Consider the following 25,081-nt stretch of genomic DNA (forward strand, 5'->3'; position numbering starts at 1 on the left):
CCCATGACAGAGAAGGTGACGCGGACCGCGTGCTCGTACTGCGGTGTGGGCTGCGGCATCGAGGTGCACACGCGAACCGACGGTGAGAGCGGCCGACCCGTCATCGCGCGCATCGCCGGCGACAGACTGCATCCCACCAACACCGGCCGGCTGTGTACCAAAGGCGCCACGCACGCGGAGATGATGCGCGCCGACGACGACCGGTTGACCTGCGCACTGATGCGACGCGGTGAGGCGCTCGTCGCAGCCAGCGTCGACGACGCGGTCGCCGAGGCCGGGCGCCGGTTGCGCGCCATCGTCGACGAGCACGGACCCGACGCCGTCGCGCTCTACGTATCGGGCCAGATGTCGATTGAGGCACAGTATCTGGCGACCAAGCTGGCGAAAGGCTTTTTGCGCACCGTGCACATCGAGTCGAACTCCCGGCTCTGCATGGCCAGCGCAGGCACCGGGTTCAAACAGTCGCTGGGCGCCGACGGACCACCGGGGTCCTACACCGACTTCGACTGCACCGACCTGTTTTTCGTCATCGGGTCGAATATGGCCGACTGCCACCCGATCCTGTACCTGCGCATGGCCGACCGGCTGAAGACCGGCGCCAAGCTGATCGTCGTCGACCCGCGCCGCACCACCACCGCCGAACGCGCCGACCTGTACCTGCAGATCACACCGGGAACCGACCTGGCGCTGCTCAACGGCCTGCTGCACCTCCTTGTCGAAAACGGCGACATCGACCAACAGTTCATCGCCGAGCACACCGAGGGCTGGGAAACCATGCCGTCCTTCGTGGCCGGCTATCCGCCCGCCACCGTCGCCGAGATCACCGGGCTCGCCGAATCCGACATCCGCACCGCCGCCCGCATGATCGCCGATGCCGGGGAGTGGATGAGCTGTTGGACCATGGGCCTCAACCAGAGCACACACGGCACCGCGAACACCAACGCCATCTGCAACCTGCACCTGGCGACCGGCGCGATCTGCCGGCCGGGAAGCGGCCCGATGTCGCTGACCGGTCAGCCCAACGCCATGGGCGGACGCGAAATGGGTTATATGGGGCCGGGTTTGCCCGGACAGCGGGCGGTGACGTCGGCGGCCGACCGCGCGTTCGTCGAACAGCAGTGGGGGCTGGCGCCCGGCACCATCAGGTCCGACGTCGGGCCCGGCACCGTCGACATGTTCGGCCGCGCCGCCGACGGCGACATCAAGGCCTGCTGGATCATCTGCACCAACCCCGTTGCCTCCGTGGCAAACCGGCACACCGTGATCGACGCGTTGCAGCGCGCCGAGCTCGTCATCACCCAGGACATCTACCGCAGCACCGCGACCAACCGCTACGCCGACATCGTGCTGCCCGCCGCGCTGTGGGCTGAATCCGACGGTGTGATGGTCAACTCCGAACGCACCCTGACCCTGCTCCAACGGTCGATCTCCCCGCCCGGACAGGCCCGCCCCGACTGGCAGCTGATCTGTCAGGTCGCAGCGCATCTCGGTTTTCGCGAACACTTCCGGTACGACTCCAGCGAGCAGATCTTCGACGAGATACGCCGGTTCGCCAACCCGGCCACCGGATACGACCTGCGTGGCGTCAACTATGCGCGGCTGCGGCAGACCCCGGTGCAGTGGCCGTGCCCGCCCGACGGTGACGCCCGAAACCCGATCCGCTACGTCGACCGCGGCACGCTACGGTTCCCCACCCCGTCCGGGCGCGCGCGATTTCACACCCGACCGCACCTGGACCCGGCCGAACGTGCCGACGACAACTACCCGTTCGTTCTCAACACCGGTCGACTGCAGCACCAGTGGCACACCATGACCAAGACCGGCCGGGTCGCCGCGCTCAACAAGCTCGACAACGGCCCGTTCGTCGAGATCCATCCGGCCGACGCGGCCGGGTTGAACATCGCCGAAGGCCAACCCGTGGAGCTGATCTCACGACGCGGTCGCGCCGTGCTTCCCGCGGTGCTCACCGAGCGGGTGCGGCCGGGTGACTGCTTCGCACCGTTTCACTGGAACGACGCACACGGAGAACTGCTCACCATCAACGCCGTGACGAGCGACGCCGTCGACCCCGACTCGCTGCAACCGGAGTTCAAGGCGTGCGCGGTCACCCTGCGCCCGGCGGGCCCGGCGCCTGCGGCCCGCCCGTCCGTCGCGGCCCCGCATCCCGGCGACGGGCCGCTGGTGCTGTGGGCGTCGCAGACCGGTACCGCCGAGGCCGTCGCCGCCGGCCTGGCAGACCGGCTCGGTGACGCGCACCTGCTCAACATGGACGATGCGAAGCTGACGGACCTGGCCGACGCCCGCGACGTGTTCGTCGTCACCAGCACGTTCGGCGACGGCGAGCCACCCGACAATGGCGTCGGCTTCTGGGGACGCCTGGCTTCACCGGATGCCCCGGCGCTCGACGGCATCCGCTACGCGGTGCTCGGGATCGGTGACCGCTCGTATGCCAACTTCTGCGGCCACGCCAAGTCCATCGACGCCCGGTTCGCCGCGCTCGGGGCGACGCGGGTGCTCGACCGCGCCGAATGCGAAGCCCACGACGCCGAGCCGATGCGCCGGTGGACCGACCAGATCAGCGCGCTGCTCGGACGGTCACCCGCGTCAGCGGCGACGGTCACCGAGCCGTTCACCCGCGTCGACCCGATCGTCGTCCCGCTGGTGCGCAACACCCTGCTGACCGCGCCGACGTCACGAAAAGAGGTGCGCCAGTTCGGCTTCGACATCTCGGCGCATGACGTCAGCTACGCCACCGGTGACTCGCTGGGGGTGTTCGCCGAGAACGACCCCGCCGTGGTCGAGGCCTGGCTGACCGCCACCGGGTTGCGGGGCGGGCAGACCGTCGAGGTGGACGGCACCGAGATGGTCCTGCGCGACGCGCTGACCACCCACTACGACATCTGCCGGATCACCCCGGACCTGCTCGGGTTCATCGCCGACCACAGCCGCGACGCCAAACCGCTGCGCGCCTCGGGGAACAAGCTCGACAAGTGGTTGGTGGGCCGCAACGGCCTGGATCTGGTGCAGCAGTTCGTCGTGCACGCCGATGCGGTGGACTGGCAGCAAGTGCTGGTGCGGCTCACGCCGCGCAGCTACTCGATCTCGTCGAGCCCGCTGGTCAGCCCGCACGAGGTGCAGTTGACGGTGTCGGTGGTGCGCTACCGCGGCGCCGACGGCGGCCCGCGCGGCGGGGTGTGCTCGACGTATCTGGCCGACCGGGCCGCGTCGGCGCCGGTGTTCCTGCAGCGTTCGCCGCACTTCCGGCCGCCGCCGGACGGCGCGACGCCGATGATCATGATCGGGCCGGGCACCGGGGTGGCGCCGTTTCGCGGGTTTCTGCAGGAGCGCCGCGCCCGCGGGCACACCGGCGCCAACTGGCTGTTCTTCGGCGAGCAACACCGCCGCGAGAACTTCTACTACCGCGACGATTTCGAGGACATGGCCCGCGACGGGCTGCTCAACCGCCTCGACCTGGCGTTCTCCCGCGACCAGGCCAAACCGGTGTACGTCCAGCACAAGATGCTGGCCTCCGGCGCCGACGTGTGGCGGTGGATGGCCGACGGCGCGCACCTCTATGTCTGCGGGGATGCCGCCCGGATGGCCAAAGACGTCGACGCCGCGTTGACGACCATCATCGAGCGCCACGGCGGCATGTCCCACGAGCAGGCCCACGACTACAAACGCGAGCTGGTGGCCGCCAAACGCTACGTGCGTGACGTGTACTGATGTGGTGTCCGAGGGGGGACTTGAACCCCCACGCCCGTTAATAGGGCACTAGCACCTCAAGCTAGCGCGTCTGCCATTCCGCCACTCGGACCCGTGCTGGGCAGCTAAGGCTATCGGATCACCGAGGCCGGACCCAAACCCAACCGCCCCCTCAATGGTACGAATGGTGGCGTGTCCCCTCCGTCGCAAGCCGAAGCCGAAGTGGTTGACATCGTCAGCACCCTCATCCGGTTCGACACCACCAACACCGGCGAGCCGGAAACCACCAAGGGTGAGGCCGAATGCGCCCGCTGGGTGGCCGCCCAGCTCGAAGAGGTCGGCTACCAGACCGAATACCTCGAGGCGGGGGCTCCGGGGCGGGGCAACGTGTTCGCCCGGCTCGAGGGCGCCGACCGTACGCGCGGCGCCCTGATGCTGCACGGCCACCTCGACGTCGTGCCCGCCGAACCGTCGGACTGGCGCGTGCACCCGTTCTCCGGCGCGGTCGAGAACGGCTACGTGTGGGGCCGCGGCGCGGTCGACATGAAGGACATGTGCGGGATGATGATCGCCGTCGCCCGCCACTTCAAGCGCGCGGGCATCGTGCCGCCGCGCGACATCGTCTTCGCGTTCGTCTCCGACGAGGAGGCCGGCGGCACCTACGGCTGCAAATGGCTGGTCGATCACCGCCCCGACCTCTTCGCCGGGGTGACCGAGGCCATCGGCGAGGTCGGCGGCTTCTCGCTGACCATTCCGCGCCGCGACGGCGGCGAGCGCACGCTGTACCTCATCGAGACCGCCGAGAAGGCGATGATGTGGATGCGGCTGACCGCGCGCGGGCGCGCGGGCCACGGCTCGATGACCAACGACGACAACGCCGTCACCGCCGTCGCCGAGGCGGTCGCCAAACTGGGCCGCCACCGGTTCCCGATCGTGCTGAGCGACTCGGTCGAGCAGTTCCTGGCCGCCGTCGCCGAAGAAACCGGCTACACCTTCGACACGAACTCACCCGACATCGAGGGCGCGATCGCCAAGCTCGGCCCGATCGCCAAGATCGTCGGCGCGACGTTGCGCGACACGGCCAACCCCACCATGCTCAAGGCCGGCTACAAGGCCAACGTCATCCCGGGCACCGCCGAAGCCGTGGTCGACTGCCGGGTGCTGCCCGGACGGCAGGCCGCCTTCGAACGCGAGGTCGACGAGCTCATCGGCCCCGACGTCACCAGGGAATGGATCACCAACCTGCCGTCGTATGAGACCACGTTCGACGGCGAACTGCTCGAGGCGATGAACGCCGCGCTGCTGTCCGTCGACCCCGACGCGCGCCCCGTGCCCTACATGCTGTCGGGCGGCACCGATGCAAAACACTTCGCGCAGTTGGGGATTCGGTGTTTCGGCTTCGCGCCGCTGAAATTGCCGCCGGACCTGGACTTCGCATCACTGTTCCACGGCGTCGACGAGCGGGTACCCGTCGATGCGTTGAAGTTCGGCACCCAGGTGCTCGAACATTTCCTGCTGCACTGCTGATTCCAACCAACGAAAGGGTTACACCGTGGCGTTTGACTACAACCCCTACGATTTCCTGCCCAAGCTGCCGTCGTTCACGCTGACCTCCGAGTCGGTCACCGACGGTCAGCCGCTGGCCAACGATCAGGTCAGCGGAATCATGGGGGCAGGCGGATCGGACATCTCACCGCAGCTGAGCTGGTCGGGCTTCCCCGAGGAGACCCGCAGCTTCGCCGTCACCGTCTACGATCCCGACGCGCCGACGGCCTCGGGGTTCTGGCACTGGGCGGTGGCCAACCTGCCCGCCACCGTCACCGACCTGCCCGCAGGCGTCGGCGACGGCAGCGCCAGCGGTTTCCCCGGTGACGCGCTGACCCTGGCCAACGACGCTGGCCTGAAGCGCTACATCGGCGCGGCCCCGCCCGCCGGGCACGGGGTGCACCGCTACTTCATCGCCGTGCACGCGGTGAAGGTCGAAAAGCTCGAGATCGACGGCGACGCCAGCCCGGCATACCTGGGCTTCAACCTGTTCATGAACGCGATCGCGCGCGCGGTCATCCACGGCACCTACGAACAGAAGTAGCCCCACCTACGCGCTGCGTGCGGCCGAGCCGACGGCGTCAGCCAGCGACGCGAACCCGCCGTCGTGCAGGCGGGCGGCGATCCCGTCGTGAATGTGCTTGGCCCACAGCCCGCCGCCGTAGACGAACCCGGTGTACCCCTGCAGCAGCGAGGCGCCCGAGGTGATGCGCTCCCACGCGTCGTCGGCGGTCTCGATGCCGCCGACGCTGATCAGCACCAGCCGATCGCCCACGCGGCGGTACAGCCTGCGCAGGATCTCGGCGGAACGACGAGCCACCGGCGGGCCCGAGATGCCCCCGGGCCCCAGCTCGTCGACGCCGGGGGTGCGCAACCCGTCGCGTGACACCGTGGTGTTGGTGGCCACGATGCCTGCCAACCCCAATTCGACTGCCAGGTCCGCGATTTCGTCGACGTCCTGATCGGACAGATCCGGTGCGATCTTGACCAGCACCGGTGTCGACGTCTGCGCCTGCACCGCCGCGAGGATGGGCCGCAACGACTGCACCGCCTGCAGGTCCCGCAGCCCCGGGGTGTTCGGTGAGCTGACGTTGACCACCAGAAACGACGCCAACGGCCCGAGCAGCCTGGCGCTTTCGGCGTAGTCCTCGACCGCGCGTTCGGGCGGTGTGGCCTTGGTCTTGCCGATGTTCACCGCGACCGGCACGTCGGGAACATGGCGGGCCAACCTGAGCGCCAGCTCACCGGCGCCGTGGTTGTTGAACCCCATCCGGTTGAGCAGCGCGCGGTCCTCGGGCAGCCGGAACATCCGCGGCGCCGGGTTGCCGGGCTGGGCCTGCGCCGTCACCGTGCCGACCTCGGCGTAGCCGAACCCGAGCGCACCCCAGGTGTTCAGCCCGCTGCCGTCCTTGTCGAACCCCGCGGCCAGGCCGAGCGGGCCGGGGAAACGCACCCCGAACACCGTGCTGGCCAGCACCGGATCCCGGGGCGCCAGCCAGGCCGTCAGCGCGCGTCGCGTCGGGCGTGCAGAGGTGACCGCCCGCAGCAGCGCGAACACCCAGGTGTGGATGCGTTCGGGCGGGACCAGAAACAGCGCCCTTCGCAGCGCCCGGTACATCAGCGGCTCACAGCGCGGGCTGCTCGGCGACACCCAACCGGTCGGCGGGCGTCTTCTTCCTGCGCAGCAGCACCCGCCGGGAGCCGTCGTTGTAGAGCCGGACCCTGGTCAGCTCCCAACCGCGGTACTCGGCCTCGATCGACAGCCGGGTCGACGCGCTGATCCGGGTCAGATCCGGGGGCAGCCGAAGCGGGACCCACTCGTAATCGTCGGACAGATCCTGGTCCCAACCAGGGGGCATCCGGCCGCGGTGCATGGCGCTCATCCGGCCATCCCCGCGTTGGCGATCACCTGCACACCCGCTCCCGAGCCCGACACCACATACAGGGTGCCAGACCGTTCGTCGTAGGCCAGGGAGTTCGGTTGATGCACGGTTCGATATCGCACCTTCTCGACGGGAATGCCGGTGGCCAGATCGTAGCCAACCACCGTGTTGCTGGCGGTCTGCGACACCCAGGCCAGCGTCGACGAGCCGGCCAACCCGTAGGGCGCGTCGTGCACCGGATAGCGCTGGCGAAGGATCAGCGGGTCGACGCCGAACACCAGCAACTCCCCGCCGCGGGTGTCGGCGACCAGGACACGGCCGACCGGGTCGGCGACGATCGTCGTCGCGCCGTCACCAGCGCGCAACGCCTGCCCGGCCCGGGTTCCGTCGTCGGACACGGTGGTCACCGAGGTCTGTCCGCGGTCCAGGACGACGGCCGTGTTGCCTTGGGTGACAAGCGCATCCACCCGGGCGAAGATCTTGAGCTCGGCGCTGACGGCGGTCTCGGAGCCCAGGGTGTACACCGCGCCCTTGGCGCTGCCGAGCACGAACCTGCCGTCGCTGCGGCGGGCGATCGCGGTGAAGTCGGTGTCCTGCTGTCCGTCCACCCCGACCTCGGTGGTCGCACCCGTCGCGAGCTCGACCGTGAAATAGCCACCCCGGGTGGCCAGATACACCCGGCCGTCGTCGTCGCCGACCATCGCCGTCGCCGAACCCGGCAGCGGCACCTCGCGCGCGGCGCCCGTCGGCGAAACCACCGTCACCACCGATGTGTCGGCCGGTCCCGGGCTGAGCACCGCCAACGAATCGGTGGCCCGGTCGAAATTTGCGGCACCTGCACGGCCGCGCAGCGGGTGCACCACCCCGGCGGGCGCGGCGGTGACCGGCGGCGAGTCCGCTGGCTGTGCCGGAGGAATCGTCGGCGGCGGCGCGTCGACCGGGTTGGCCGAGCATCCCGAAAACGAAAAAATAGCCAACACCAAGGCGCAAATGCGAAAGACCTGCACGGACAGTTTTACGCGTGGCGGCAAGGGGTAGCTCTCGATTCGTGCGAATTGGATCCCGATCGAAAGTTCAGTCTATGCAGAGCGCCGACCATAAAGTGCCGACCGTTCGGCGGGGGTGCGCACACTTTGGATTCATCAACGGTATGGTGCGGGCATGACCCTCGCGGCAGAACAGGATTTGGGCCATCAAGAGTTTGCTATAGAGGACATCTCGACTGGTGTACACGCCAGCGGATTTGGCCGAGTGGGTGACGGTCGAAGTTTTTCCTTCCGCATCGAACGGCAGATGCTCGTCGTGGAGGTGTACCGACCGCGGCTGACCGCGCTGGTGCCCCAGGAAGAAGATGTGGTCGCCGTGGGCAGCCACAAGCTCACCGACATCGACCTCACCGACAAGCGCAGCCTGTCGGCGGCGGTCCGTGATGTGGTGGCCGCCGCGCAGCCGGTGGCGCGCAACGGCCGCTAACCCGCCCCCACGGTACGGTCATCGTCGTGACAGACGTGGCGGCGATGTCGTGGCTGCAGGTGGTCGTACTCGCGATATTGCAGGGCCTCACCGAATTCCTGCCGGTGTCGTCGTCGGGTCACCTGGCGATCGCGTCCCGGGTGTTCTTCACCGACGACGCCGGGGCATCGTTCACCGCGGTCACCCAGCTGGGCACCGAGTTCGCCGTGCTGCTCTACTTCGCCAGGGACATCGGCCGCATCATCAAGGCGTGGTTCGCCGGGCTGTTCGCGGGCGGGCAGCGCACCCCTGACTACTGGCTGGGGTGGTACGTCATCATCGGCACCATCCCGATCGGCGTGTTCGGCCTGCTGTTCAAGGATGAAATCCGAACGGGCGCAAGGAATCTGTGGGCGATCGCGATCGCGTTGATCGTGTTCTCGGTCGTCATCGCCGCCGCCGAGTACTTCGGACGACAGACACGCACGATCGAACAGCTCACCTGGAAGGACGCCATCATCGTGGGGCTGGCGCAGTGCCTGGCGCTGCTGCCCGGCGTGTCCCGCTCGGGCGCGACGATCAGCGCCGGGTTGTTCCTCGGGCAGAACCGTGAGCTCGCGGCCCGCTTCGGCTTCCTGCTGGCGATCCCGGCGGTGTTCGCCTCGGGCCTGTTCTCGTTGCCCGACGCGTTTCATCCCGTCGGGGAGGGGATGAGCGCCAGCGGAGCCCAGTTGCTGGTCGCGACGCTGATCGCGTTCGTCGTCGGCTTCGCCGCGGTGGCGTGGTTCCTGCGGTTCCTGGTCCGCCACAGCATGTACTGGTTCGTCGGGTACCGGATCGCGCTCGGCACCGTGGTGCTGATCCTGCTCGGCACGGGCGTGGTGGCCGCCACATGACCGTCATCCTGCTGCGACACGGGCGCTCCACGTCCAACACCGCCCACACCCTGGCGGGCCGATCCGACGGCGTCGACCTCGACGACCGGGGCCGCGAACAGGCCCAAGCGCTGGTCGCCCGGGTCGGCGACCTGCCGATCCGCGCGATCGTGCGCTCCCCGTTGTTGCGCTGCGAACGGACCGTGGAACCGCTGGCCGCCGCGCTCGGTCTGCCGGCCGTGGTCGACGAACGGATCAGCGAGGTCGACTATGGCGCCTGGACCGGCCGCAAGATCGGCGAACTGGTCAAGGACCCGCTGTGGGCCGTCGTGCAGCAGCAGCCCAGCGCCGCGGTGTTCCCCGGCGGCGAAGGGCTGGCCGCGGTGCAGGCGCGCGCGGTGGCCGCGGTGCGCGAGCATGACCGCAGGCTGGCCGAACTACACGACGGCGACGCGCTGTGGGTGGCCTGCACACACGGCGACGTGATCAAGGCCGTCGTGGCCGACGCGCTCGGCACCCATCTGGACAGTTTTCAGCGCATCACCGTCGACCCGGCGTCGATGAGCGTGATCCGTTACACCGCGGTGCGGCCCTTCGTGATCCACGTCAACCACACTGGCGCTCAGTTGACCTCCGCGCTGCTTGCCAAACCTTCCAAGGAGGAAGGGTCCGAGGACGAGGTGCCGCCCGACGACGCCGTCGTCGGGGGATCCACCGGGTAGTAGCGATTACGGCTGGCGAATCGTTGCCGGTATTTTGGGAGATGCCATGGCCCGCGCAATTCACGTATTCCGCACACCCGACCGGTTCGTGGCCGGGACGGTTGGACAGCCGGGCAACCGGACCTTCTATCTACAGGCCGTCCACGACAAGCGGGTGGTGTCGGTGGTCTTGGAGAAGCAGCAGGTGGCGGTGCTCGCCGAGCGGATCGCCGCGCTGCTACTTGAAATCAACCGCCGCTTCGGGACGCCGATCCCGCCGGACACCGGTGAGGTCGAGGACCTCAGCCCGCTGATCACGCCGGTGGACGCCGAGTTCCGGGTCGGAACCATGGGGCTGGGCTGGGATTCAGAGGCCCAGACCGTGGTCGTCGAACTCCTCGCGGTCTCCGAAACCGAGTTCGACGCGTCGGTCGTCCTCGACGACGCCGAGGACGGCCCCGACGCCGTGCGGGTGTTCCTGACCCCCGAGTCTGCACGCCAGTTCGCGACACGCTCCAACCGGGTCATCTCGGCGGGCCGGCCGCCGTGTCCGCTGTGCGACGAGCCGCTGGATCCGGAAGGCCACATCTGCGTGCGCACCAACGGCTACCGGCGCGGCGCCTTCGCAGAGTCCGACGATGACGTCGAAACCTGACCCCGACGCAGAGGACGCCGGTGAGGTGCTGGCGCGCGGCGAGTTGACCGTCATCGGGCGCATCCGTTCGGCCAGCAACGCCACCTTCCTGTGTGAGGCCCATCTCGGTGAGCGCCAGGCGCATTGTGTGTACAAGCCGATCAAGGGGGAGGCGCCGCTGTGGGATTTCCCGGACGGCACGCTGGCAGGCCGGGAGCGCGGCGCGTACCTGATTTCGGCGGTGCTGGGCTGGAATATCGTGCCCTACACCATCATTCGCGACGGTCCCGCGGGTCGCGGGATGCTGCAGCTGTGGGTGGACCAGCCCGGTGACGACCCCGACGACGAAACCGTGAGCGGACCCGACCTCGTCGATCTGCTGCCGGCCGGTCGCATTCCGCCCGGGTACCTGCCGGTGTTGCGGGCCTACGACTACGCCGGCGACGAGGTGACCCTGGTACACGCCGACGACGTGCGGTTGTGGCGGATGGCCGTGTTCGACGTGTTGATCAACAACGCCGACCGCAAGGGCGGCCACATCCTGTGCGGGGTCGACGGGCAGGTGTACGGCGTGGACCACGGCGTGAGCCTGCACGTCGAGGACAAGCTGCGCACCGTGCTCTGGGGTTGGGCCGGTAAGCCCGTCGACGACCAGATGCTCGAGGCCGTCACCCGGCTACGCCATGAGCTGCGAAACGGGTTGGGGGAGCAGCTGTCTGAACACATCACCCGCCGGGAGATCGTCGCGTTGGAATCCAGAGCCGTTGAGCTGCTGGCCAATCCGGTGATGCCGACCCCCGACCGGCACCGGCCCATCCCGTGGCCCGCGTTCTGAGCGCTGCGGCCCATGATCTACTGGGCCGGTGAGCCTGACGGATGCGGCGTTGGCGGCCGAGGTGGCCGCCGAGGCCGGCGAGATGCTGGTGGGCATCCGTGAGGAGATCGGCTTCTACGACCCCTACGACCTCGGCGACATCGGTGACAGACGCGCCAACGTGCTGATCCTCGACCGGCTGCGCCGGGCCCGGCCCGAGGACGCGGTGCTGTCCGAGGAAGCCGTCGACGACCTGGCCCGGGTACACGCCGACCGGGTCTGGATCGTCGATCCCGTGGACGGCACCCGCGAGTTCTCCATGCCGCGCCGAACCGACTGGGCGGTGCACATCGCGCTGTGGCGCCGCGACGGCGGCCCGAACGGGGCCATCACCGACGCCGCCGTCGCGCTGCCCGCCCGCGGCGAGGTGTACCGCACCGACACGGTCAGCCCACCGCCGCCGCGCGCCGACGGCCCCGTCCTCATCACCGCCAGCGCCACGCGGCCGCCCGCGGTGCTGTGGTGGTTGCGCGAACAGATGGACATCCAACTGGTGGCGATCGGCTCCGCGGGCGCCAAGGCGATGGCCGTGGTGCGCGGTGACGTCGACGCCTATCTGCACGCCGGCGGCCAGTGGGAGTGGGATTCGGCGGCCCCGGCCGGGGTGGTGCAGGCGGCCGGGCTGCACGCGTCGCGGCTCGACGGGTCCGAGCTGATCTACAACCGGCGCGATCCCTACCTGCCCGACCTGTTGATGTGTCGACCCGAACTGCGCGACGTGCTGCTCGACGGCATCCTGTCGGCCTACCGCAGCCGATTCGGGAACTGAGCGGGACCGACCGGGAATGAAACAGCCCCCCGCGTTGTCGGTCACACCGATGCCTAGAGTCGAGATCATGAAATCGTGGCCGGCACCCGTCGTCCCGGAGATCGAGGGGCGGGCACCGCAACTGCGGCTCTACGACAGCGCCGACCGGCAGATCCGCCCGGTCGGCGCCGGTGAAACGGCCACCATGTACGTGTGCGGGATCACCCCGTACGACGCCACCCACCTGGGTCACGCGGCCACCTACCTGGCGTTCGACCTCGTCTACCGGATCTGGCTGGACGGCGGACACCGCGTGCACTACGTGCAGAACGTCACCGACGTCGACGATCCGCTGTTCGAGCGCGCCCAGCGCGACGGCATCGACTGGCGCGAGCTCGCCGAACGCGAGACCCAACTGTTCCGCGAGGACATGGCCGCGCTGCGGGTGCTGCCCCCGCACGACTACGTGGCGGCCACCGACGCCATCGCCGAGGTCATCGAGCTCGTCGAGAAGATGCTGGCCTCCGGTGCGGCGTATGTGGTCGACGATCCGCAGTACCCCGACGTCTACTTCCGCGCCGACGCCACCCGGCAGTTCGGCTACGAGTCGGGCTATGACCGTGACACCATGCTGGCGCTGTTCGCCGAGCGTGGCGGCGACCCCGACCGGCCCGGTAAGAGCGACGAGCTCGACGCCCTGATGTGGCGTGCGGCCCGGCCGGGCGAACCGAGTTGGCCCTCGCCGTTCGGAACGGGACGGCCGGGCTGGCATGTCGAATGCTCGGCGATCGCGTTGAGCCGCATCGGCACCGGCCTGGACATTCAGGGCGGTGGCAGCGACCTGATCTTTCCGCACCACGAGTTCTCCGCGGCCCACGCCGAATCCGTCACTGGCGAGCGGCGGTTCGCCCGGCATTACGTGCACGCGGGCATGATCGGCTGGGACGGCCACAAGATGAGCAAGAGCCGCGGCAACCTGGTGCTGGTGTCCGCGCTGCGCGCCGACGGCGTCGACCCGTCCGCGATCCGGTTGGGCCTGTTCGCCGGGCACTACCGCTCCGACCGGTACTGGAGCGACGCCGTGCTCGCCGAGGCCAACCAGCGGCTGCACCGCTGGCGCACCGCGGCCGCGCTACCTGCCGGCCCCGACGCCACCGACGTGATCGCGCGGGTGCGCCGTTACCTGGCAGACGATCTCGACACGCCGAAAGCCCTTGCCGCACTGGATGGTTGGACAACCGACGCGCTCGAGTACGGCGGCCACGACGCCCAGGCGCCGCGCACCGTGGCAGCCGTGGTGGACGCGCTGCTGGGTGTTGAGCTGTAACCGGGCGGCGCTGCGCCGCGAAAAGCTGGTCGGACCCGGGTAACTTGACGCCATGGGTTCTGTGAACGGCAAAGTCGCGTTGATCACCGGCGCCGCCAACGGTATCGGGGCAGAAGTGGCGCAGCGCCTGCACGCCAAGGGCGCCAGCGTGGTGCTGACCGATCTGGACGCCGAGCAACTCGAGCAGGTGGCCGCGCGCCTGGGCGGTGACCGGGTGCTGACCGCGGTCGCCGACGTCCGCGACCTCGGCGCGATGCAGGCCGCCGTCGACGACGGTGCCCGACGGTTCGGCGGCATCGACATCGTCATCGCCAACGCGGGCATCGCCACGGCCGGTTCCGTGCTGGCCGTGGACCCCGACGCGTTCAGGACGCTGATCGACGTCAACGTGGTCGGCGTGTTCAACACGGTGCGCGCCGCGCTGCCGTCGGTCATCGACAGGCGCGGCTACGTGCTGGTCGTGTCGTCGGCGGCCGCCTACGCGGCCGCGGCAGGCATGGCCCCCTACGATGCCTCCAAGGCCGCCGTCGAGCACTTCGCCAACGCGCTGCGCCAGGAGGTCGCACATCGCGGCGTGCACGTCGGCTCGGCGCACATGCTGTGGGTCGACACCCCGCTGGTGCGTGAGAGCAAGGCCGAATCGGCGGCGTTCCGGGAGACGTTGCGCAAACTGCCGGGACCGTTGAGCAAGACCACGTCGGTGCAGGCGTGCGGCGAGATCTTCGTCAAGGGCATCGAGGAACGCAGACGACAGATCAACTGCCCGGGGTGGGTCGGGATGCTGAGGTGGCTCAAGCCGCTGCTGTCGTCGCCGGTGGTGGAGCGAATCCTGACCAAATCGGTTCCCGACCTGCTGCCGCGGATGGACGCCGAGGTGGCCGCGCTGGGCCGGTCGATGAGCGCACGCACCGAAGCGCTGGAAAACCGTTGATCCGCCGGGTCGCGGTACTGGTTTTCGCTGCGGCGATGGTGGCGGCGTGCAGCACGACGGAATCCGAGAAGGAGACGACGCCGGCGGCGCCGCCGAGCGCGGCGCCGGTGAGCCCGCAGGACGCGCGGGCGATCGCCAAAGAGGCCTACATCTACGGCTTTCCGCTGGTCGACAGCTACCGCATCCGGTACTCGTACTTCGTCGACAGACAAGATCCGGAGTACATGGGCGGGTTCAACGAAGTTCACAGCACCGCAAGGCTTTTGACGCCCGCGGACAAGACGGTGCAGACGCCGAACGCCGACACGCCGTATTCGATGGTCGGCCTCGACCTGCGCACCGAACCGTTGGTGTTGACGGTCCCCGCGGTCGAACAGGACCGCTACTACTCGCTGCAGTTCATCGACGGCTACACCTACAACGTCGCCTATGTCGGCAGCCGCACCACCGGCAACGGCGGCGGGAAATACCTGGTGGCCGGGCCCGGCTGGGACGGTGAGAAACCCGAGGGCGTCGACGAGATCATCCGGTTCGACACCGACACCGGGCTGGTGATCTACCGCACCCAACTGTTCGGCCCGTCGGATCTGGGCAACGTGGAGAAGATCCAGGCCGGATATGCCGCGACGCCGTTGTCGGCGTACCTCAACCAACCGGCTCCCGCGCCGGCCCCGCCGATCGACTTCGTACCTCCGCTCACACCGGATCAGGAGCGGACCTCACCACAGTTCTTCGAGATACTCGGCTTCACGCTGCGCTCCATGCCGGCGCTGCCCCAGGAAACCGAACTGCGTAAGCGGTTCGCGTCCATCGGGATCGGCCCCGACGGCGACTTCCGGGCCGACAAGCTGGCACCGGAGATGCGGTCGGCCGTGGAGGCAGGCATGGCCGACGCCTGGGCCGAACTGGACAAGCTGACCAAGGACAAGATCCAAACCGGTGAGGTTCCGACGTCGCAGTTGTTCGGCAGCGCCGAGGACCTCAACGGCAACTACCTCTACCGGATGGCGGGCGCGGTATACGGCATCTTCGGCAACACCGCCGCCGAGGCGCTGTATCCGGTGCTGTCGGTCGACTCCACGGGGGCGGCGTTGACCGGCGCCGACAACTACGTCGTGAAGTTGCCGGGCGGCCAGCTGCCGCCAGTCAATGCCTTCTGGTCGTTGACGATGTACGAGATGCCGCAGAGCCTGCTGGTGGAGAACCCGATCCAGCGCTATCTGATCAACTCACCGATGCTGCCCAGCGTGGTGCCCGATCCCGACGGCGGATACACCATCTACGTGCAGAACGAGTCACCCGGACCGGACAAGGAATCGAACTGGCTTCCGGCCCCCAAGGGCCCGTTCCAGTTGATCCTGCGGCTGTACTGGCCCAAGCCCGACGCGCTGAACGGCACGTGGAAGCCGCCCCAGGTGGTGCGGACGTAGTCAGCCGCCGCGGTAACCCGGGCCGCGGCGGCGCAGATAGCGCTCGAACTCGGCGGCCAGCGCATCGCCGTCGATCTTGCCGAGCACCTCGTGCATGTCGACCTCGGCGTCGCCGCGCTGCTCCAGTGACTGCACGTACTCGGCGATCTCGTCGTCGTCGGCGGTCATCTCGGAGACCGCCTGCTCCCATTCCTCGGCCTGCGCGGGCAGATCACCGAGCGGCACCTCGACGTCGAGGACGTCTTCGACGCGACGCAGCAGCGCGACCGTCGCCTTGGGGCACGGCGGCTGCGACACGTAGTGCGGCACCGCCGCCCAGAACGTCACCGCCGGGATGCCGGCCTGCACACAGGCGTCCTGGAACACCCCGGCGATACCGGTCGGACCCTCATAGCGGGTTTCCTCCAGCCCGAACGTCTGCGCCGAGTCGGGGGAGTAGGCCGCCCCGGACACCGGCACCGGGCGGGTGTGGGGCGTGTCGGCCAGCAGCGCGCCCAGGATCACCACGGTCTGCACGTTCAGCTTTTCGGCGATCGCCAACAGTTCAGCGCAGAACGTCCGCCAGCGCATATTGGGCTCGACGCCGTTCATCAGCACGATGTCGCGGTCCGAACCCGGTGGCCGGCAGTGCGAGATGCGCATCGACGGCCAGACCAACTCGCGGGTGACGCCGTCGACCTGCCGGATCACCGGCCGGTTGACCTGGTAGTCGTAGTACGCCTCGTCGTCGATCTCCACGATCAGTTCGGCATCCCAACTGGCTTCCAGGTGCTCAAGGGCATCGCTGGCGGCATCGCCGGCGTCGTTCCAGCCTTCGAAGGCCGCAACGACGATGGTGTCGTTGAGTTCGGGCAGGCCAGGGGGCCGATGGCCGCGCGCATCCGACGAGGTCACTCCGCCAGCGTAAGCCCTGCGCGGGGGCTAGGAGCACCATCGCCACAGGAGCCGACTTGATCCGGTGATTACCCTGGATCCGTGGTTGAAGTGGGCGATCGACGATGAACGCATCCGAGGTCCTCGACGAAACGAAATACGTTCGGCTGCAATCCGGTTAACCGAGGTGGCGAAAGACTTGCCCAACACGATCGCGACGACGACGAGACGTCAATCAGGTGACGAAGTAGACTTTCCTGGTCGAGAGGCGTTGCAACGGGTACCGGTTGCCACCGGTGTCCGCCACGCTCGGCGAAGTCAAGGACGCCTTCCGCTATGGAAGGAGTGCTCGTGACTGCGCCAGAGGCGAACATCCGCCCCGACTGCACCGACGAACTGACGGCCACCCTGCGCAACCGCATCATGGTGATCGACGGCGCGATGGGCACGGCGATCCAGCGCGACCGCCCGGACGAGGCCGGCTACCGCGGTGAGAGGTTCAAGGACTGGCCAAGCGACCTCCAGGGCAACAACGACCTGCTCAACCTGACCCAGCCGCAGATCATCGAGGCGATCCACCGCGAATATCTCGAGGCGGGCGCCGACCTGCTGGAGACCAACACGTTCAACGCGAACGCGGTCTCGCTGTCCGACTACGACATGGCGGAATTCGCCTACGAGCTCAACTTCGCAGGCGCTGCCCTGGCGCGGGCGGCCTGCGATGAGTTCAGCACCCCGGACAAGCCCCGCTACGTCGCAGGCGCGCTGGGGCCGACGACGCGGACCGCGTCGATCTCGCCGGACGTCAACGATCCCGGCGCCCGCAACGTCACCTACGACCAGCTGGTCGCCGCCTATCTCGAGGCCGCCAGCGGCCTGGTCGACGGTGGCGCCGACCTCCTGATCGTCGAGACGATCTTCGACACGCTGAACGCCAAGGCCGCGATCTTCGCGATGGAGACGCTGTTCGAACAGCGGGGGCGGCGCTGGCCGGTGATCATCTCGGGCACCATCACCGACGCGTCAGGTCGCACGTTGTCCGGCCAGGTCACCGAGGCGTTCTGGAACTCGATCAGGCACGCCAAGCCGCTCGCGGTCGGCCTCAACTGCGCGCTGGGCGCGCCCGAGATGAGGCCCTACATCGCCGAGATGTCGCGGATCGCTGACACCTTCGTGTCCTGCTACCCCAATGCGGGCCTGCCCAACGCGTTCGCCGAGTACGACGAGACGCCACAGCGTCAGGCCGGTTACATCGCCGAGTTCGCCGAGGCCGGCTTCATCAACCTGGCCGGTGGCTGCTGCGGCACGACACCGGCGCACATCGCCGAGATCGCCAAGGTGGTCGAGGGCAAGACCCCGCGTGCGGTGCCGCAGATCCCGGTGGCCACCCGGCTTTCGGGTCTGGAGCCGCTCGACATCGACGACAACTCGCTGTTCGTCAACATCGGTGAACGCACGAACATCACCGGCTCGGCCCGGTTCCGCAACCTGATCAAGGCCGAGGACTACGACACCGCGCTGTCGGTGGCCCTTCAGCAGGTCGAGGTCGGTGCCCAGGTCATCGACGTCAACATGGACGAGGGCATGATCGACGGCGTCGCCGCGATGGACCGCTTCACCAAGCTGATCGCCTCCGAGCCCGACATCAGCCGCGTCCCGCTGATGATCGACTCCTCCAAGTTCGAGGTCATCGAGGCGGGCCTGAAGAACGTGCAGGGCAAGCCGATCGTCAACTCGATCTCCATGAAGGAGGGCGAGGAGAAGTTCATCCGCGAGGCACAGCTGTGCCGCAAGTACGGCGCCGCCGTCGTCGTGATGGCCTTCGACGAGCAGGGGCAGGCCGATAACCTGGAGCGTCGCAAGGAGATCTGCGGGCGCGCCTACCGGATCCTGACCGAGCAGGTCGGCTTCCCGGCCGAGGACATCATCTTCGACCCGAACTGCTTTGCGCTGGCGACCGGTATCGAGGAGCACGCCACGTACGGCATCGACTTCATCGAGGCGTGCGCCTGGATCAAGCAGAACCTGCCCGGGGTGCGCATCTCCGGCGGCATCTCGAACGTGTCGTTCTCGTTCCGCGGCAACAACCCGGTCCGCGAGGCGATCCACGCGGTGTTCCTGTACCACGCCATCAGCGCCGGCCTGAGCATGGGCATCGTCAACGCGGGTGCGCTGGTGCCCTACGACTCGATCGACCCCGAACTGCGCGAGCGCATCGAGGACGTCGTGCTGAACCGGCGCGAGGACGCCGCCGAACGGCTGCTGGAGATCGCGGAGCGCTACAACAGCAAGGACAAGGCGGACGACGCTTCGGCCGCCGAGTGGCGCAGCCTGCCGGTCCGGGAGCGGATCACCCACGCCCTGGTCAAGGGCATCGACGCGCACGTCGAACCGGACACCGAGGAATTGCGGGCCGAGATCGCCGCCGCGGGAGGTCGCCCGATCGAGGTGATCGAGGGCCCGCTGATGGATGGCATGAACGTCGTCGGGGACCTGTTCGGATCGGGGAAGATGTTCCTGCCCCAGGTGGTGAAATCGGCCCGGGTGATGAAGAAGGCCGTCGCGTACCTGCTGCCGTTCATCGAGGCGGAGAAGGAAGAGGCCGGCACCACGGGCGAGAAGGACACCAACGGCACGATCGTGATGGCCACCGTGAAGGGTGACGTCCACGACATCGGCAAGAACATCGTCGGGGTTGTGTTGCAGTGCAACAACTTCGAGGTGATCGACCTCGGTGTGATGGTGCCCGCGAGCAAGATCCTGGACGCGGTGAAGGAACACAGCGCCGACATCGTCGGGCTGTCCGGTCTGATCACCCCGTCGCTGGACGAGATGGTCAACTTCGCCGTGGAGATGGAGCGCGTGGGGCTGGAGATCCCGCTGTTGATCGGCGGCGCGACGACGTCGCGCGCCCACACGGCGGTGAAGGTGGCGCCGCGGCGCAGCGGCCCGGTGGTCTGGGTCAAAGACGCGTCGCGCTCGGTACCGGTAGCGGCCGCGCTCCTGGACGACAAGCAGCGCCCTGCGTTGCTCGAGGCCACCGCGAAGGACTATGCGTCGCTGCGCGAACGGCACGCCCAGAAGAACGAGCGGCCGATGCTGACCCTGGAGAAGGCCCGCGCGAACCGGACGCCGATCGAGTGGGACGGCTACTCGCCGCCGGTGCCCGCTATCGGGACGCGGGTACGGGAATTTGAAGATTACGACCTCGCCGAACTGCGCGAGTACATCGACTGGCAGCCGTTCTTCAATGCGTGGGAAATGAAGGGCCGCTTCCCCGACATCCTCAACAACCCGGCGTCGGGGGAGACCGCCCGCAAGCTGTACGGCGACGCCCAGGAGATGCTCGACACCCTGATCAAGGAGAAGTGGCTGACGGCCAACGGGGTGATCGGGTTCTTCCCGGCCAACGCGGTCGGCTCCGGTGTCGAAGACATCGAGGTCTACACCGACGAGACCCGCACCGAGGTGTTGACCACCCTGCACCACCTGCGCCAGCAGGGTGAGCACCGCGAGGGCATCCCGAACCGCTCGCTGAGCGACTACGTCGCACCCAAAGAAACGGGTCTGGCGGATTACGTCGGGGCCTTCGCCGTCACCGCGGGCCTTGGCAGCCAGGAAAAGATCATGGAGTTCAAGGCGGCCCTCGACGACTACAGCGCGATCCTGCTGGAATCGCTCGCCGACCGGCTGGCCGAGGCGTTCGCCGAACGGATGCACCAACGGGTCCGCAAGGAGTTCTGGGCATACCAGCCCGACGAGGACCTCGACAACGAGGCGCTCATCGGGGAGAAGTACCGGGGCATCCGCCCGGCCCCCGGCTACCCGGCCTGCCCGGAGCACACCGAGAAGGCGACGCTCTGGCAGTTGATGGACGTGCGCAAGCGCACCGGTATCGAGCTGACCGAGTCGATGGCGATGTGGCCCGGTGCCGCGGTCAGCGGCTGGTACTTCGCGCACCCGCAGTCCCAGTACTTCGTGGTCGGCCGGGTGGCCCAGGACCAGGTCGCCGACTACGCCGCCCGCAAGGGCTGGACCCTCAAGCAGGCCGAGCGCTGGCTGAGCTCCAACCTCAGCTACAACCCGGAGGACTGATCGGATCGTGCGTGCGGTGCTTTTCGACATGGATGGCACGCTCGTCGACTCCGAAAAGCTCTGGGACATCTCGCTGGCCGCGCTCTACACCGAGCTGGGCGGCCGGTTGCGGGCCGAGGTGCGGGCGTCGATGGTGGGCGGATCGGCCGAGGACACCATCCGCGCGGTGTACACCGACCTCGGCCTCGACCCGGATCCAGCCGCGATGGCCGAGTCCGACCGTTGGCTGCACGCCTACACCGCCGACTTGTTCGAGGACGGGCTGCAGTGGTGTGAGGGCGCGCGCGAGTTGCTGGAAGCGCTTGCTGCCGAAGAAACTCCGATGGCCCTGGTCACCAACACCCAGCGTGCGCTCACCGAGCGGGCACTGAACAGCATTGGCAGGCACTATTTTTCGGCAACCGTCTGCGGTGACGAAGTGCGTCGCGGCAAACCCGCACCCGACGCCTATCAACGCGCGGCCGCGCTGCTCGGGGTGGCGCCGTCCGAATGCCTGGCGATCGAGGACTCCGTCACCGGCACCGCCGCGGCCGAAAGCGCCGGATGCCCGGTGCTGGTGGTACCCAACGACGTCGCGGTGCCCGGCGGTGCCCGGCGCCGACACGCCGGCTCGCTTGTCGGGCTGGGTGCCGCGGCGTTGCGAACCATCTACGCGCAGCTGGCCGACGGGGCCGCCGAACGAACCGCCTGACCGCCTCACGTTGGCTGATCGGACCATTCAACGTGGTCGCAAGTGATTCAATGGGTTTCTGGTCACGCACGCTGCGGAAAGGCTTCCCATGACTCATGCCGCCGCCGGCGGAGCCGAAACCGGAATCGACTACGAGCAAACCGACCATCCCGGACGGGTCGTCCGCATCGCGGCCGTTGCGGCGCTGGGCGGGTTGCTGTTCGGATACGACAGCGCGGTGATCAACGGCGCGGTCGCCGCGATCGAAGGCGAGTTCGCCATCAGCGGCGTCGGGTTGGGCTTCGCGGTGGCGTCGGCGTTGCTCGGGGCGGCGGTCGGCGCGATGACCGCCGGCGGGCTCGCCGACAAGATCGGCCGCCTGGCGGTGATGAAGCTGGCGGCGCTGCTGTTCTTGATCAGTGCGTTGGGCACCGGTCTGTCGTTCAACTTCGTCGGCGGCAACGACGATCACTACCTCGGGCTGCCGACCGGCGTGTGGATGCTGGTGGTGTTCCGCATCATCGGCGGCGTCGGGGTGGGCGTCGCCTCGGTGATCGCGCCCATGTACATCGCGGAGACGTCGCCGCCGCGGATCCGGGGTCGGCTCGGCTCACTGCAGCAGTTGGCGATCGTCACGGGCATCTTCTTGTCCCTGGCGATCGACTACGCGCTGGCTCACTTGGCCGGTGGTTCCGGTGAAGTGCTGTGGCTCGGCATGGAGGCGTGGCGCTGGATGTTCCTGATGATGGCTGTGCCGGCCGTCGTCTACGGCTCGCTGGCCTTCACGATCCCGGAGTCGCCGCGTTATCTCGTTGCCAAATACCGCATTCCGGAAGCACGCAGGGTTCTGAGCATGCTGCTCGGGGAGAAGAACCTCGAGCTGACGATCACCCGTATCCAGGAGTCGCTCAAGTCCGAGAAGCCGCCGTCCTGGCGTGATCTGCGCAAGCCCACCGGCGGCATCTACGGGATCGTGTGGGTCGGCCTGGGGTTGTCGATGTTCCAACAGTTCGTCGGCATCAACGTCATCTTCTACTACTCCAACATCCTGTGGGAGGCCGTCGGCTTCGACGAGAGCCAGGCGTTCATCATCACCGTCATCACCTCGGTGACCAACATCGTCACCACGTTGATCGCGATCGCGCTGATCGACCGGGTCGGGCGAAAGCCGCTGCTGCTGGTCGGCTCGACGGGGATGGCGGTCACGTTGGGCACGATGGCGGTGATCTTTGCCACCGCGGGCACCGAGGTCGTCGACGGCAACCTGCAGCCGGTGCTCGTCGGCGCGTCCGGGCCCATCGCGCTGATCGCGGCGAACCTGTTCGTGGTGTCCTTCGGGATGTCGTGGGGCCCGGTGGTGTGGGTGTTGCTGGGCGAGATGTTCCCCAACCGCATCCGCGCCGCGGCGCTGGGCCTGGCCGCGGCCGGCCAGTGGGTGGCCAACTGGTTGATCACCGTGACGTTCCCGGGCCTGCGCGAGCATCTCGGCGCGGCCTACGGCTTCTACGCGGTGTGCGCGGTGCTGTCGTTGATGTTCGTGTGGCGCTGGGTGAAGGAAACCAAAGGCCTGCACCTGGAGGACATGCAGCAGGACCCCCGCCCGGCGCCGGCGTAACCCGCGTGACCCGCAGCGGGCCGGCGTGGAACAATCGCGTGCCGTGAAGACCTTCGAAACCCTGTTCGCCGAACTGTCCGAGCGCGCGCGGACCCGGCCCGTCGGCAGCGGCACTGTCGCGGCCCTGGACGGCGGCGTGCACGGGTTGGGTAAGAAGATCCTGGAGGAGGCCGGCGAGGTGTGGCTGGCCGCCGAACACGAGCCCGATGAGGCCCTGGCCGAGGAGATCAGCCAACTGCTGTACTGGACGCAGGTATTGATGATCGCGCGCGGGCTCACCCTCGACGACGTCTACGCGAAGCTGTGAGCGCGATGCTGCGGGTCGCCGTCCCGAACAAAGGCACGCTGTCCGAACCGGCCTCCGAGATCCTGTCGGAGGCGGGATACCGTCGCCGCACCGACGCCAAGGACCTGACCGTCGTCGACCCGACCAACCACGTCGAGTTCTTCTTCCTGCGGCCCAAAGACATTGCCATCTATGTCGGGTCCGGGGAGCTCGACTTCGGTATCACCGGACGCGACCTGGCCGCCGAATCCGATGCCCCGGTCCGCGAACGGTTGGCGCTGGGGTTCGGTTACTCCACCTTCCGGTACGCGGCTCCGGCCGGGCGCAGCTGGCGCGTCGAGGATCTCGCGGGTAAGCGGATCGCCACGGCGTTTCCGAACCTGGTCCGAAAGGACCTGGCAGCCAGGGCGATCGACGCCACGGTGATCCGCCTCGACGGCGCAGTGGAGATCTCGGTGCAGCTCGGCGTCGCCGACGCGATCGCCGACGTGGTGGGTTCGGGCCGGACTTTGGGCCTGCACAACCTGGTGGCGTTCGGGGAGTCGCTGTGCGACTCGGAGGCGGTGCTCGTCGAACGCATCGACGCCTCCGACGACAACCGCTCGGCGCGTGACCAATTGGCCGGGCGCGTGCAGGGTGTGGTGTTCGGCCAGCAGTACCTGATGTTGGACTACGACTGTCCACGCAGCGTGCTCGACGAGGCGATCGCCGTCACCCCCGGGCTGGAATCGCCCACCATCGCCTCGCTGGCCGATACGGCGTGGGTGGCCGTGCGTGCACTGGTCCCGCGTCGTGACGTCAACCCGATCATGGACGAGTTGGCCGCCATCGGCGCGAAGGCGATCCTGGCCTCCGACATCCGGTTCTGCCGCATCTGATTCAGCCTGACGGTGCGCGTGGGCCGTGTTAGCGTCCGATTGGCGTATCCACCGGTCGGAGGTCGACATGACGCATGCCCTCGTACTCTTGCTCGCGCTCCTGATCGGTGTGATCGCCGGGCTGCGGGCGTTCACGGCACCTGCGGTGGTGTCGTGGGGCGCGGTGCTGGGCTGGATCGACCTGGACGACAAGTGGTCTGAGTGGATGGGCCACCCGATCACCGTCACGCTGTTGACGATCTTCCTTCTGGTGGAGTTGGTCACCGACCAACTGCCGCGGACGCCGAGCCGCAAGACCACACCCCAGTTCGTGTTCCGGCTGATCATGGGCGGGTTCGCCGGTGCCGTCATCGGCAGCGCCTCGTTCCACACCTTCAGCGCGCTGGGCGCCGGGATCCTGGGTGCGGTGCTCGGCACCCTGGCCGGCGCGGCGGCGCGCGAGCGGCTGGCATCGCTGCGCAGCGGCCAGGACCGGCCCGGAGCCATCCTCGAGGACATCGTCGCGGTCGGCGGCGGATTCCTGATCGCGTTCCTCGTCAGCCTGCTCTGAGGAGCAGAC

General features: G+C 68.3%; 22 protein-coding genes and 1 tRNA gene. 18 read left to right on the top strand and 5 right to left on the bottom strand.

Annotated elements, in window-relative coordinates; all coding sequences use genetic code 11:
- The first annotated feature begins 3 nt into the window (after positions 1–3).
- Positions 4–3,726: a bifunctional nitrate reductase/sulfite reductase flavoprotein subunit alpha gene (locus K3U96_RS11320; protein ID WP_220693074.1), complete on the top strand. Its 3,723-nt coding sequence runs from the start codon at positions 4–6 to the stop codon at positions 3,724–3,726.
- A gap of 2 nt (positions 3,727–3,728) precedes the next feature.
- Here K3U96_RS11320 and K3U96_RS11325 read toward each other — a convergent pair.
- Positions 3,729–3,817: transfer RNA gene (locus K3U96_RS11325), tRNA-Leu, on the bottom strand.
- Between the two features lie 80 nt (positions 3,818–3,897).
- Between K3U96_RS11325 and K3U96_RS11330 the strand changes: the two genes are divergently transcribed.
- Positions 3,898–5,232, top strand: coding sequence for a M20/M25/M40 family metallo-hydrolase (locus K3U96_RS11330; RefSeq protein WP_069406416.1), 1,335 nt, complete (start codon positions 3,898–3,900; stop codon positions 5,230–5,232).
- Positions 5,233–5,257: 25 nt separating this feature from the next.
- Positions 5,258–5,794, top strand: a complete 537-nt coding sequence (locus K3U96_RS11335) for a YbhB/YbcL family Raf kinase inhibitor-like protein (RefSeq protein WP_069406415.1) — start codon at positions 5,258–5,260, stop codon at positions 5,792–5,794.
- A 6-nt stretch (positions 5,795–5,800) separates the two neighbouring features.
- Here the strand turns inward: K3U96_RS11335 and K3U96_RS11340 are convergent, their stop codons facing one another.
- From K3U96_RS11340 to K3U96_RS11350, 3 genes are read right to left on the bottom strand one after another with little or no spacing between them, the layout of a single operon-like run.
- Entirely contained in the window at positions 5,801–6,868 is a 1,068-nt protein-coding gene (locus tag K3U96_RS11340; RefSeq protein ID WP_220693075.1) for a quinone-dependent dihydroorotate dehydrogenase, read from the bottom strand.
- 7 nt (positions 6,869–6,875) lie between these two features.
- The gene (locus K3U96_RS11345; RefSeq protein WP_220693076.1) at positions 6,876–7,133 is read right to left on the bottom strand and encodes a DUF5703 family protein; all 258 of its coding nucleotides are present in this window, start codon (positions 7,131–7,133) and stop codon (positions 6,876–6,878) included.
- A complete protein-coding gene (locus tag K3U96_RS11350) occupies positions 7,130–8,125 on the bottom strand; it encodes a YncE family protein (RefSeq protein WP_372514966.1) in 996 nt (331 codons plus the stop codon). Before K3U96_RS11350 ends, K3U96_RS11345 begins: the two co-directional genes overlap by 4 nt.
- Before the next feature lie 169 nt (positions 8,126–8,294).
- Here K3U96_RS11350 and K3U96_RS11355 point away from each other — a divergent pair, with 169 nt between their 5' ends.
- The 9 genes from K3U96_RS11355 (at position 8,295) to K3U96_RS11395 (ending at position 16,105) form a co-directional block, all read left to right on the top strand.
- Positions 8,295–8,606, top strand: a complete 312-nt coding sequence (locus K3U96_RS11355) for a hypothetical protein (RefSeq protein WP_069406411.1) — start codon at positions 8,295–8,297, stop codon at positions 8,604–8,606.
- A 44-nt stretch (positions 8,607–8,650) separates the two neighbouring features.
- On the top strand, positions 8,651–9,481 hold the full coding sequence (locus K3U96_RS11360; protein ID WP_069406423.1) for an undecaprenyl-diphosphate phosphatase: 831 nt from the start codon (positions 8,651–8,653) through the stop codon (positions 9,479–9,481).
- Positions 9,478–10,182: a histidine phosphatase family protein gene (locus tag K3U96_RS11365; RefSeq protein ID WP_220693077.1), complete on the top strand. Its 705-nt coding sequence runs from the start codon at positions 9,478–9,480 to the stop codon at positions 10,180–10,182. Before K3U96_RS11360 ends, K3U96_RS11365 begins: the two co-directional genes overlap by 4 nt.
- A gap of 46 nt (positions 10,183–10,228) precedes the next feature.
- Entirely contained in the window at positions 10,229–10,816 is a 588-nt protein-coding gene (locus tag K3U96_RS11370) for an Rv2134c family protein (protein WP_069406409.1), read from the top strand.
- Positions 10,800–11,630 (top strand): Rv2133c family protein, encoded by an 831-nt coding sequence (locus K3U96_RS11375; protein ID WP_069406408.1) that lies wholly within the window; start codon positions 10,800–10,802, stop codon positions 11,628–11,630. The genes K3U96_RS11370 and K3U96_RS11375 overlap by 17 nt, the downstream gene beginning before the upstream one ends.
- Before the next feature lie 28 nt (positions 11,631–11,658).
- On the top strand, positions 11,659–12,438 hold the full coding sequence (locus tag K3U96_RS11380; protein ID WP_271035587.1) for a 3'(2'),5'-bisphosphate nucleotidase CysQ: 780 nt from the start codon (positions 11,659–11,661) through the stop codon (positions 12,436–12,438).
- A 67-nt stretch (positions 12,439–12,505) separates the two neighbouring features.
- The gene (gene mshC / locus K3U96_RS11385; RefSeq protein WP_220693078.1) at positions 12,506–13,744 is read left to right on the top strand and encodes a cysteine--1-D-myo-inosityl 2-amino-2-deoxy-alpha-D-glucopyranoside ligase; all 1,239 of its coding nucleotides are present in this window, start codon (positions 12,506–12,508) and stop codon (positions 13,742–13,744) included.
- 52 nt (positions 13,745–13,796) lie between these two features.
- A complete protein-coding gene (locus K3U96_RS11390) occupies positions 13,797–14,675 on the top strand; it encodes an SDR family oxidoreductase (RefSeq protein ID WP_220693079.1) in 879 nt (292 codons plus the stop codon).
- Positions 14,676–14,710: 35 nt separating this feature from the next.
- Positions 14,711–16,105: a DUF1254 domain-containing protein gene (locus K3U96_RS11395; RefSeq protein WP_220693491.1), complete on the top strand. Its 1,395-nt coding sequence runs from the start codon at positions 14,711–14,713 to the stop codon at positions 16,103–16,105.
- On the opposite strand, the gene K3U96_RS11400 is transcribed toward K3U96_RS11395, so the two are convergent.
- Positions 16,106–16,999 carry a PAC2 family protein gene (locus tag K3U96_RS11400; protein WP_069406713.1) on the bottom strand — a complete coding sequence of 298 codons (894 nt, stop codon included), beginning with the start codon at positions 16,997–16,999 and terminating at the stop codon, positions 16,106–16,108. It abuts the gene before it with no gap.
- Between the two features lie 315 nt (positions 17,000–17,314).
- Between K3U96_RS11400 and metH the strand changes: the two genes are divergently transcribed.
- From metH to K3U96_RS11430, 6 genes are all read left to right on the top strand, one after another.
- Positions 17,315–21,073 carry a methionine synthase gene (gene metH / locus K3U96_RS11405; RefSeq protein WP_220693080.1) on the top strand — a complete coding sequence of 1,253 codons (3,759 nt, stop codon included), beginning with the start codon at positions 17,315–17,317 and terminating at the stop codon, positions 21,071–21,073.
- Between the two features lie 7 nt (positions 21,074–21,080).
- Complete coding sequence (locus tag K3U96_RS11410) at positions 21,081–21,764, top strand: HAD family hydrolase (protein WP_220693081.1); 684 nt, start codon at positions 21,081–21,083, stop codon at positions 21,762–21,764.
- 88 nt (positions 21,765–21,852) lie between these two features.
- Complete coding sequence (locus K3U96_RS11415) at positions 21,853–23,358, top strand: sugar porter family MFS transporter (RefSeq protein WP_220693082.1); 1,506 nt, start codon at positions 21,853–21,855, stop codon at positions 23,356–23,358.
- A gap of 25 nt (positions 23,359–23,383) precedes the next feature.
- The gene (locus K3U96_RS11420; RefSeq protein WP_069406710.1) at positions 23,384–23,665 is read left to right on the top strand and encodes a phosphoribosyl-ATP diphosphatase; all 282 of its coding nucleotides are present in this window, start codon (positions 23,384–23,386) and stop codon (positions 23,663–23,665) included.
- A 5-nt stretch (positions 23,666–23,670) separates the two neighbouring features.
- The gene (gene hisG / locus K3U96_RS11425; RefSeq protein ID WP_069406716.1) at positions 23,671–24,522 is read left to right on the top strand and encodes an ATP phosphoribosyltransferase; all 852 of its coding nucleotides are present in this window, start codon (positions 23,671–23,673) and stop codon (positions 24,520–24,522) included.
- A 67-nt stretch (positions 24,523–24,589) separates the two neighbouring features.
- Entirely contained in the window at positions 24,590–25,072 is a 483-nt protein-coding gene (locus K3U96_RS11430; RefSeq protein ID WP_220693083.1) for a DUF4126 family protein, read from the top strand.
- Positions 25,073–25,081: the final 9 nt, after the last annotated feature.

The sequence above is a fragment of the Mycolicibacterium holsaticum DSM 44478 = JCM 12374 genome (assembly GCF_019645835.1).
GTDB lineage: Bacteria > Actinomycetota > Actinomycetes > Mycobacteriales > Mycobacteriaceae > Mycobacterium > Mycobacterium holsaticum.

Coding starts and splice junctions, on each gene's coding strand:
- K3U96_RS11370 (WP_069406409.1), top strand. CDS start 10,229: ATGGCCCGCGCAATTCACGTATTCCGCACACCCGACCGGTTCGTGGCC.
- K3U96_RS11390 (WP_220693079.1), top strand. CDS start 13,797: ATGGGTTCTGTGAACGGCAAAGTCGCGTTGATCACCGGCGCCGCCAAC.
- hisG (WP_069406716.1), top strand. CDS start 23,671: ATGCTGCGGGTCGCCGTCCCGAACAAAGGCACGCTGTCCGAACCGGCC.
- mshC (WP_220693078.1), top strand. CDS start 12,506: ATGAAATCGTGGCCGGCACCCGTCGTCCCGGAGATCGAGGGGCGGGCA.
- K3U96_RS11360 (WP_069406423.1), top strand. CDS start 8,651: ATGTCGTGGCTGCAGGTGGTCGTACTCGCGATATTGCAGGGCCTCACC.
- K3U96_RS11430 (WP_220693083.1), top strand. CDS start 24,590: ATGACGCATGCCCTCGTACTCTTGCTCGCGCTCCTGATCGGTGTGATC.
- K3U96_RS11395 (WP_220693491.1), top strand. CDS start 14,711: ATGGTGGCGGCGTGCAGCACGACGGAATCCGAGAAGGAGACGACGCCG.
- K3U96_RS11320 (WP_220693074.1), top strand. CDS start 4: ATGACAGAGAAGGTGACGCGGACCGCGTGCTCGTACTGCGGTGTGGGC.
- metH (WP_220693080.1), top strand. CDS start 17,315: ATGGAAGGAGTGCTCGTGACTGCGCCAGAGGCGAACATCCGCCCCGAC.
- K3U96_RS11365 (WP_220693077.1), top strand. CDS start 9,478: ATGACCGTCATCCTGCTGCGACACGGGCGCTCCACGTCCAACACCGCC.
- K3U96_RS11415 (WP_220693082.1), top strand. CDS start 21,853: ATGACTCATGCCGCCGCCGGCGGAGCCGAAACCGGAATCGACTACGAG.
- K3U96_RS11375 (WP_069406408.1), top strand. CDS start 10,800: ATGACGTCGAAACCTGACCCCGACGCAGAGGACGCCGGTGAGGTGCTG.
- K3U96_RS11345 (WP_220693076.1), bottom strand. CDS start 7,133: ATGAGCGCCATGCACCGCGGCCGGATGCCCCCTGGTTGGGACCAGGAT.
- K3U96_RS11340 (WP_220693075.1), bottom strand. CDS start 6,868: ATGTACCGGGCGCTGCGAAGGGCGCTGTTTCTGGTCCCGCCCGAACGC.
- K3U96_RS11355 (WP_069406411.1), top strand. CDS start 8,295: ATGACCCTCGCGGCAGAACAGGATTTGGGCCATCAAGAGTTTGCTATA.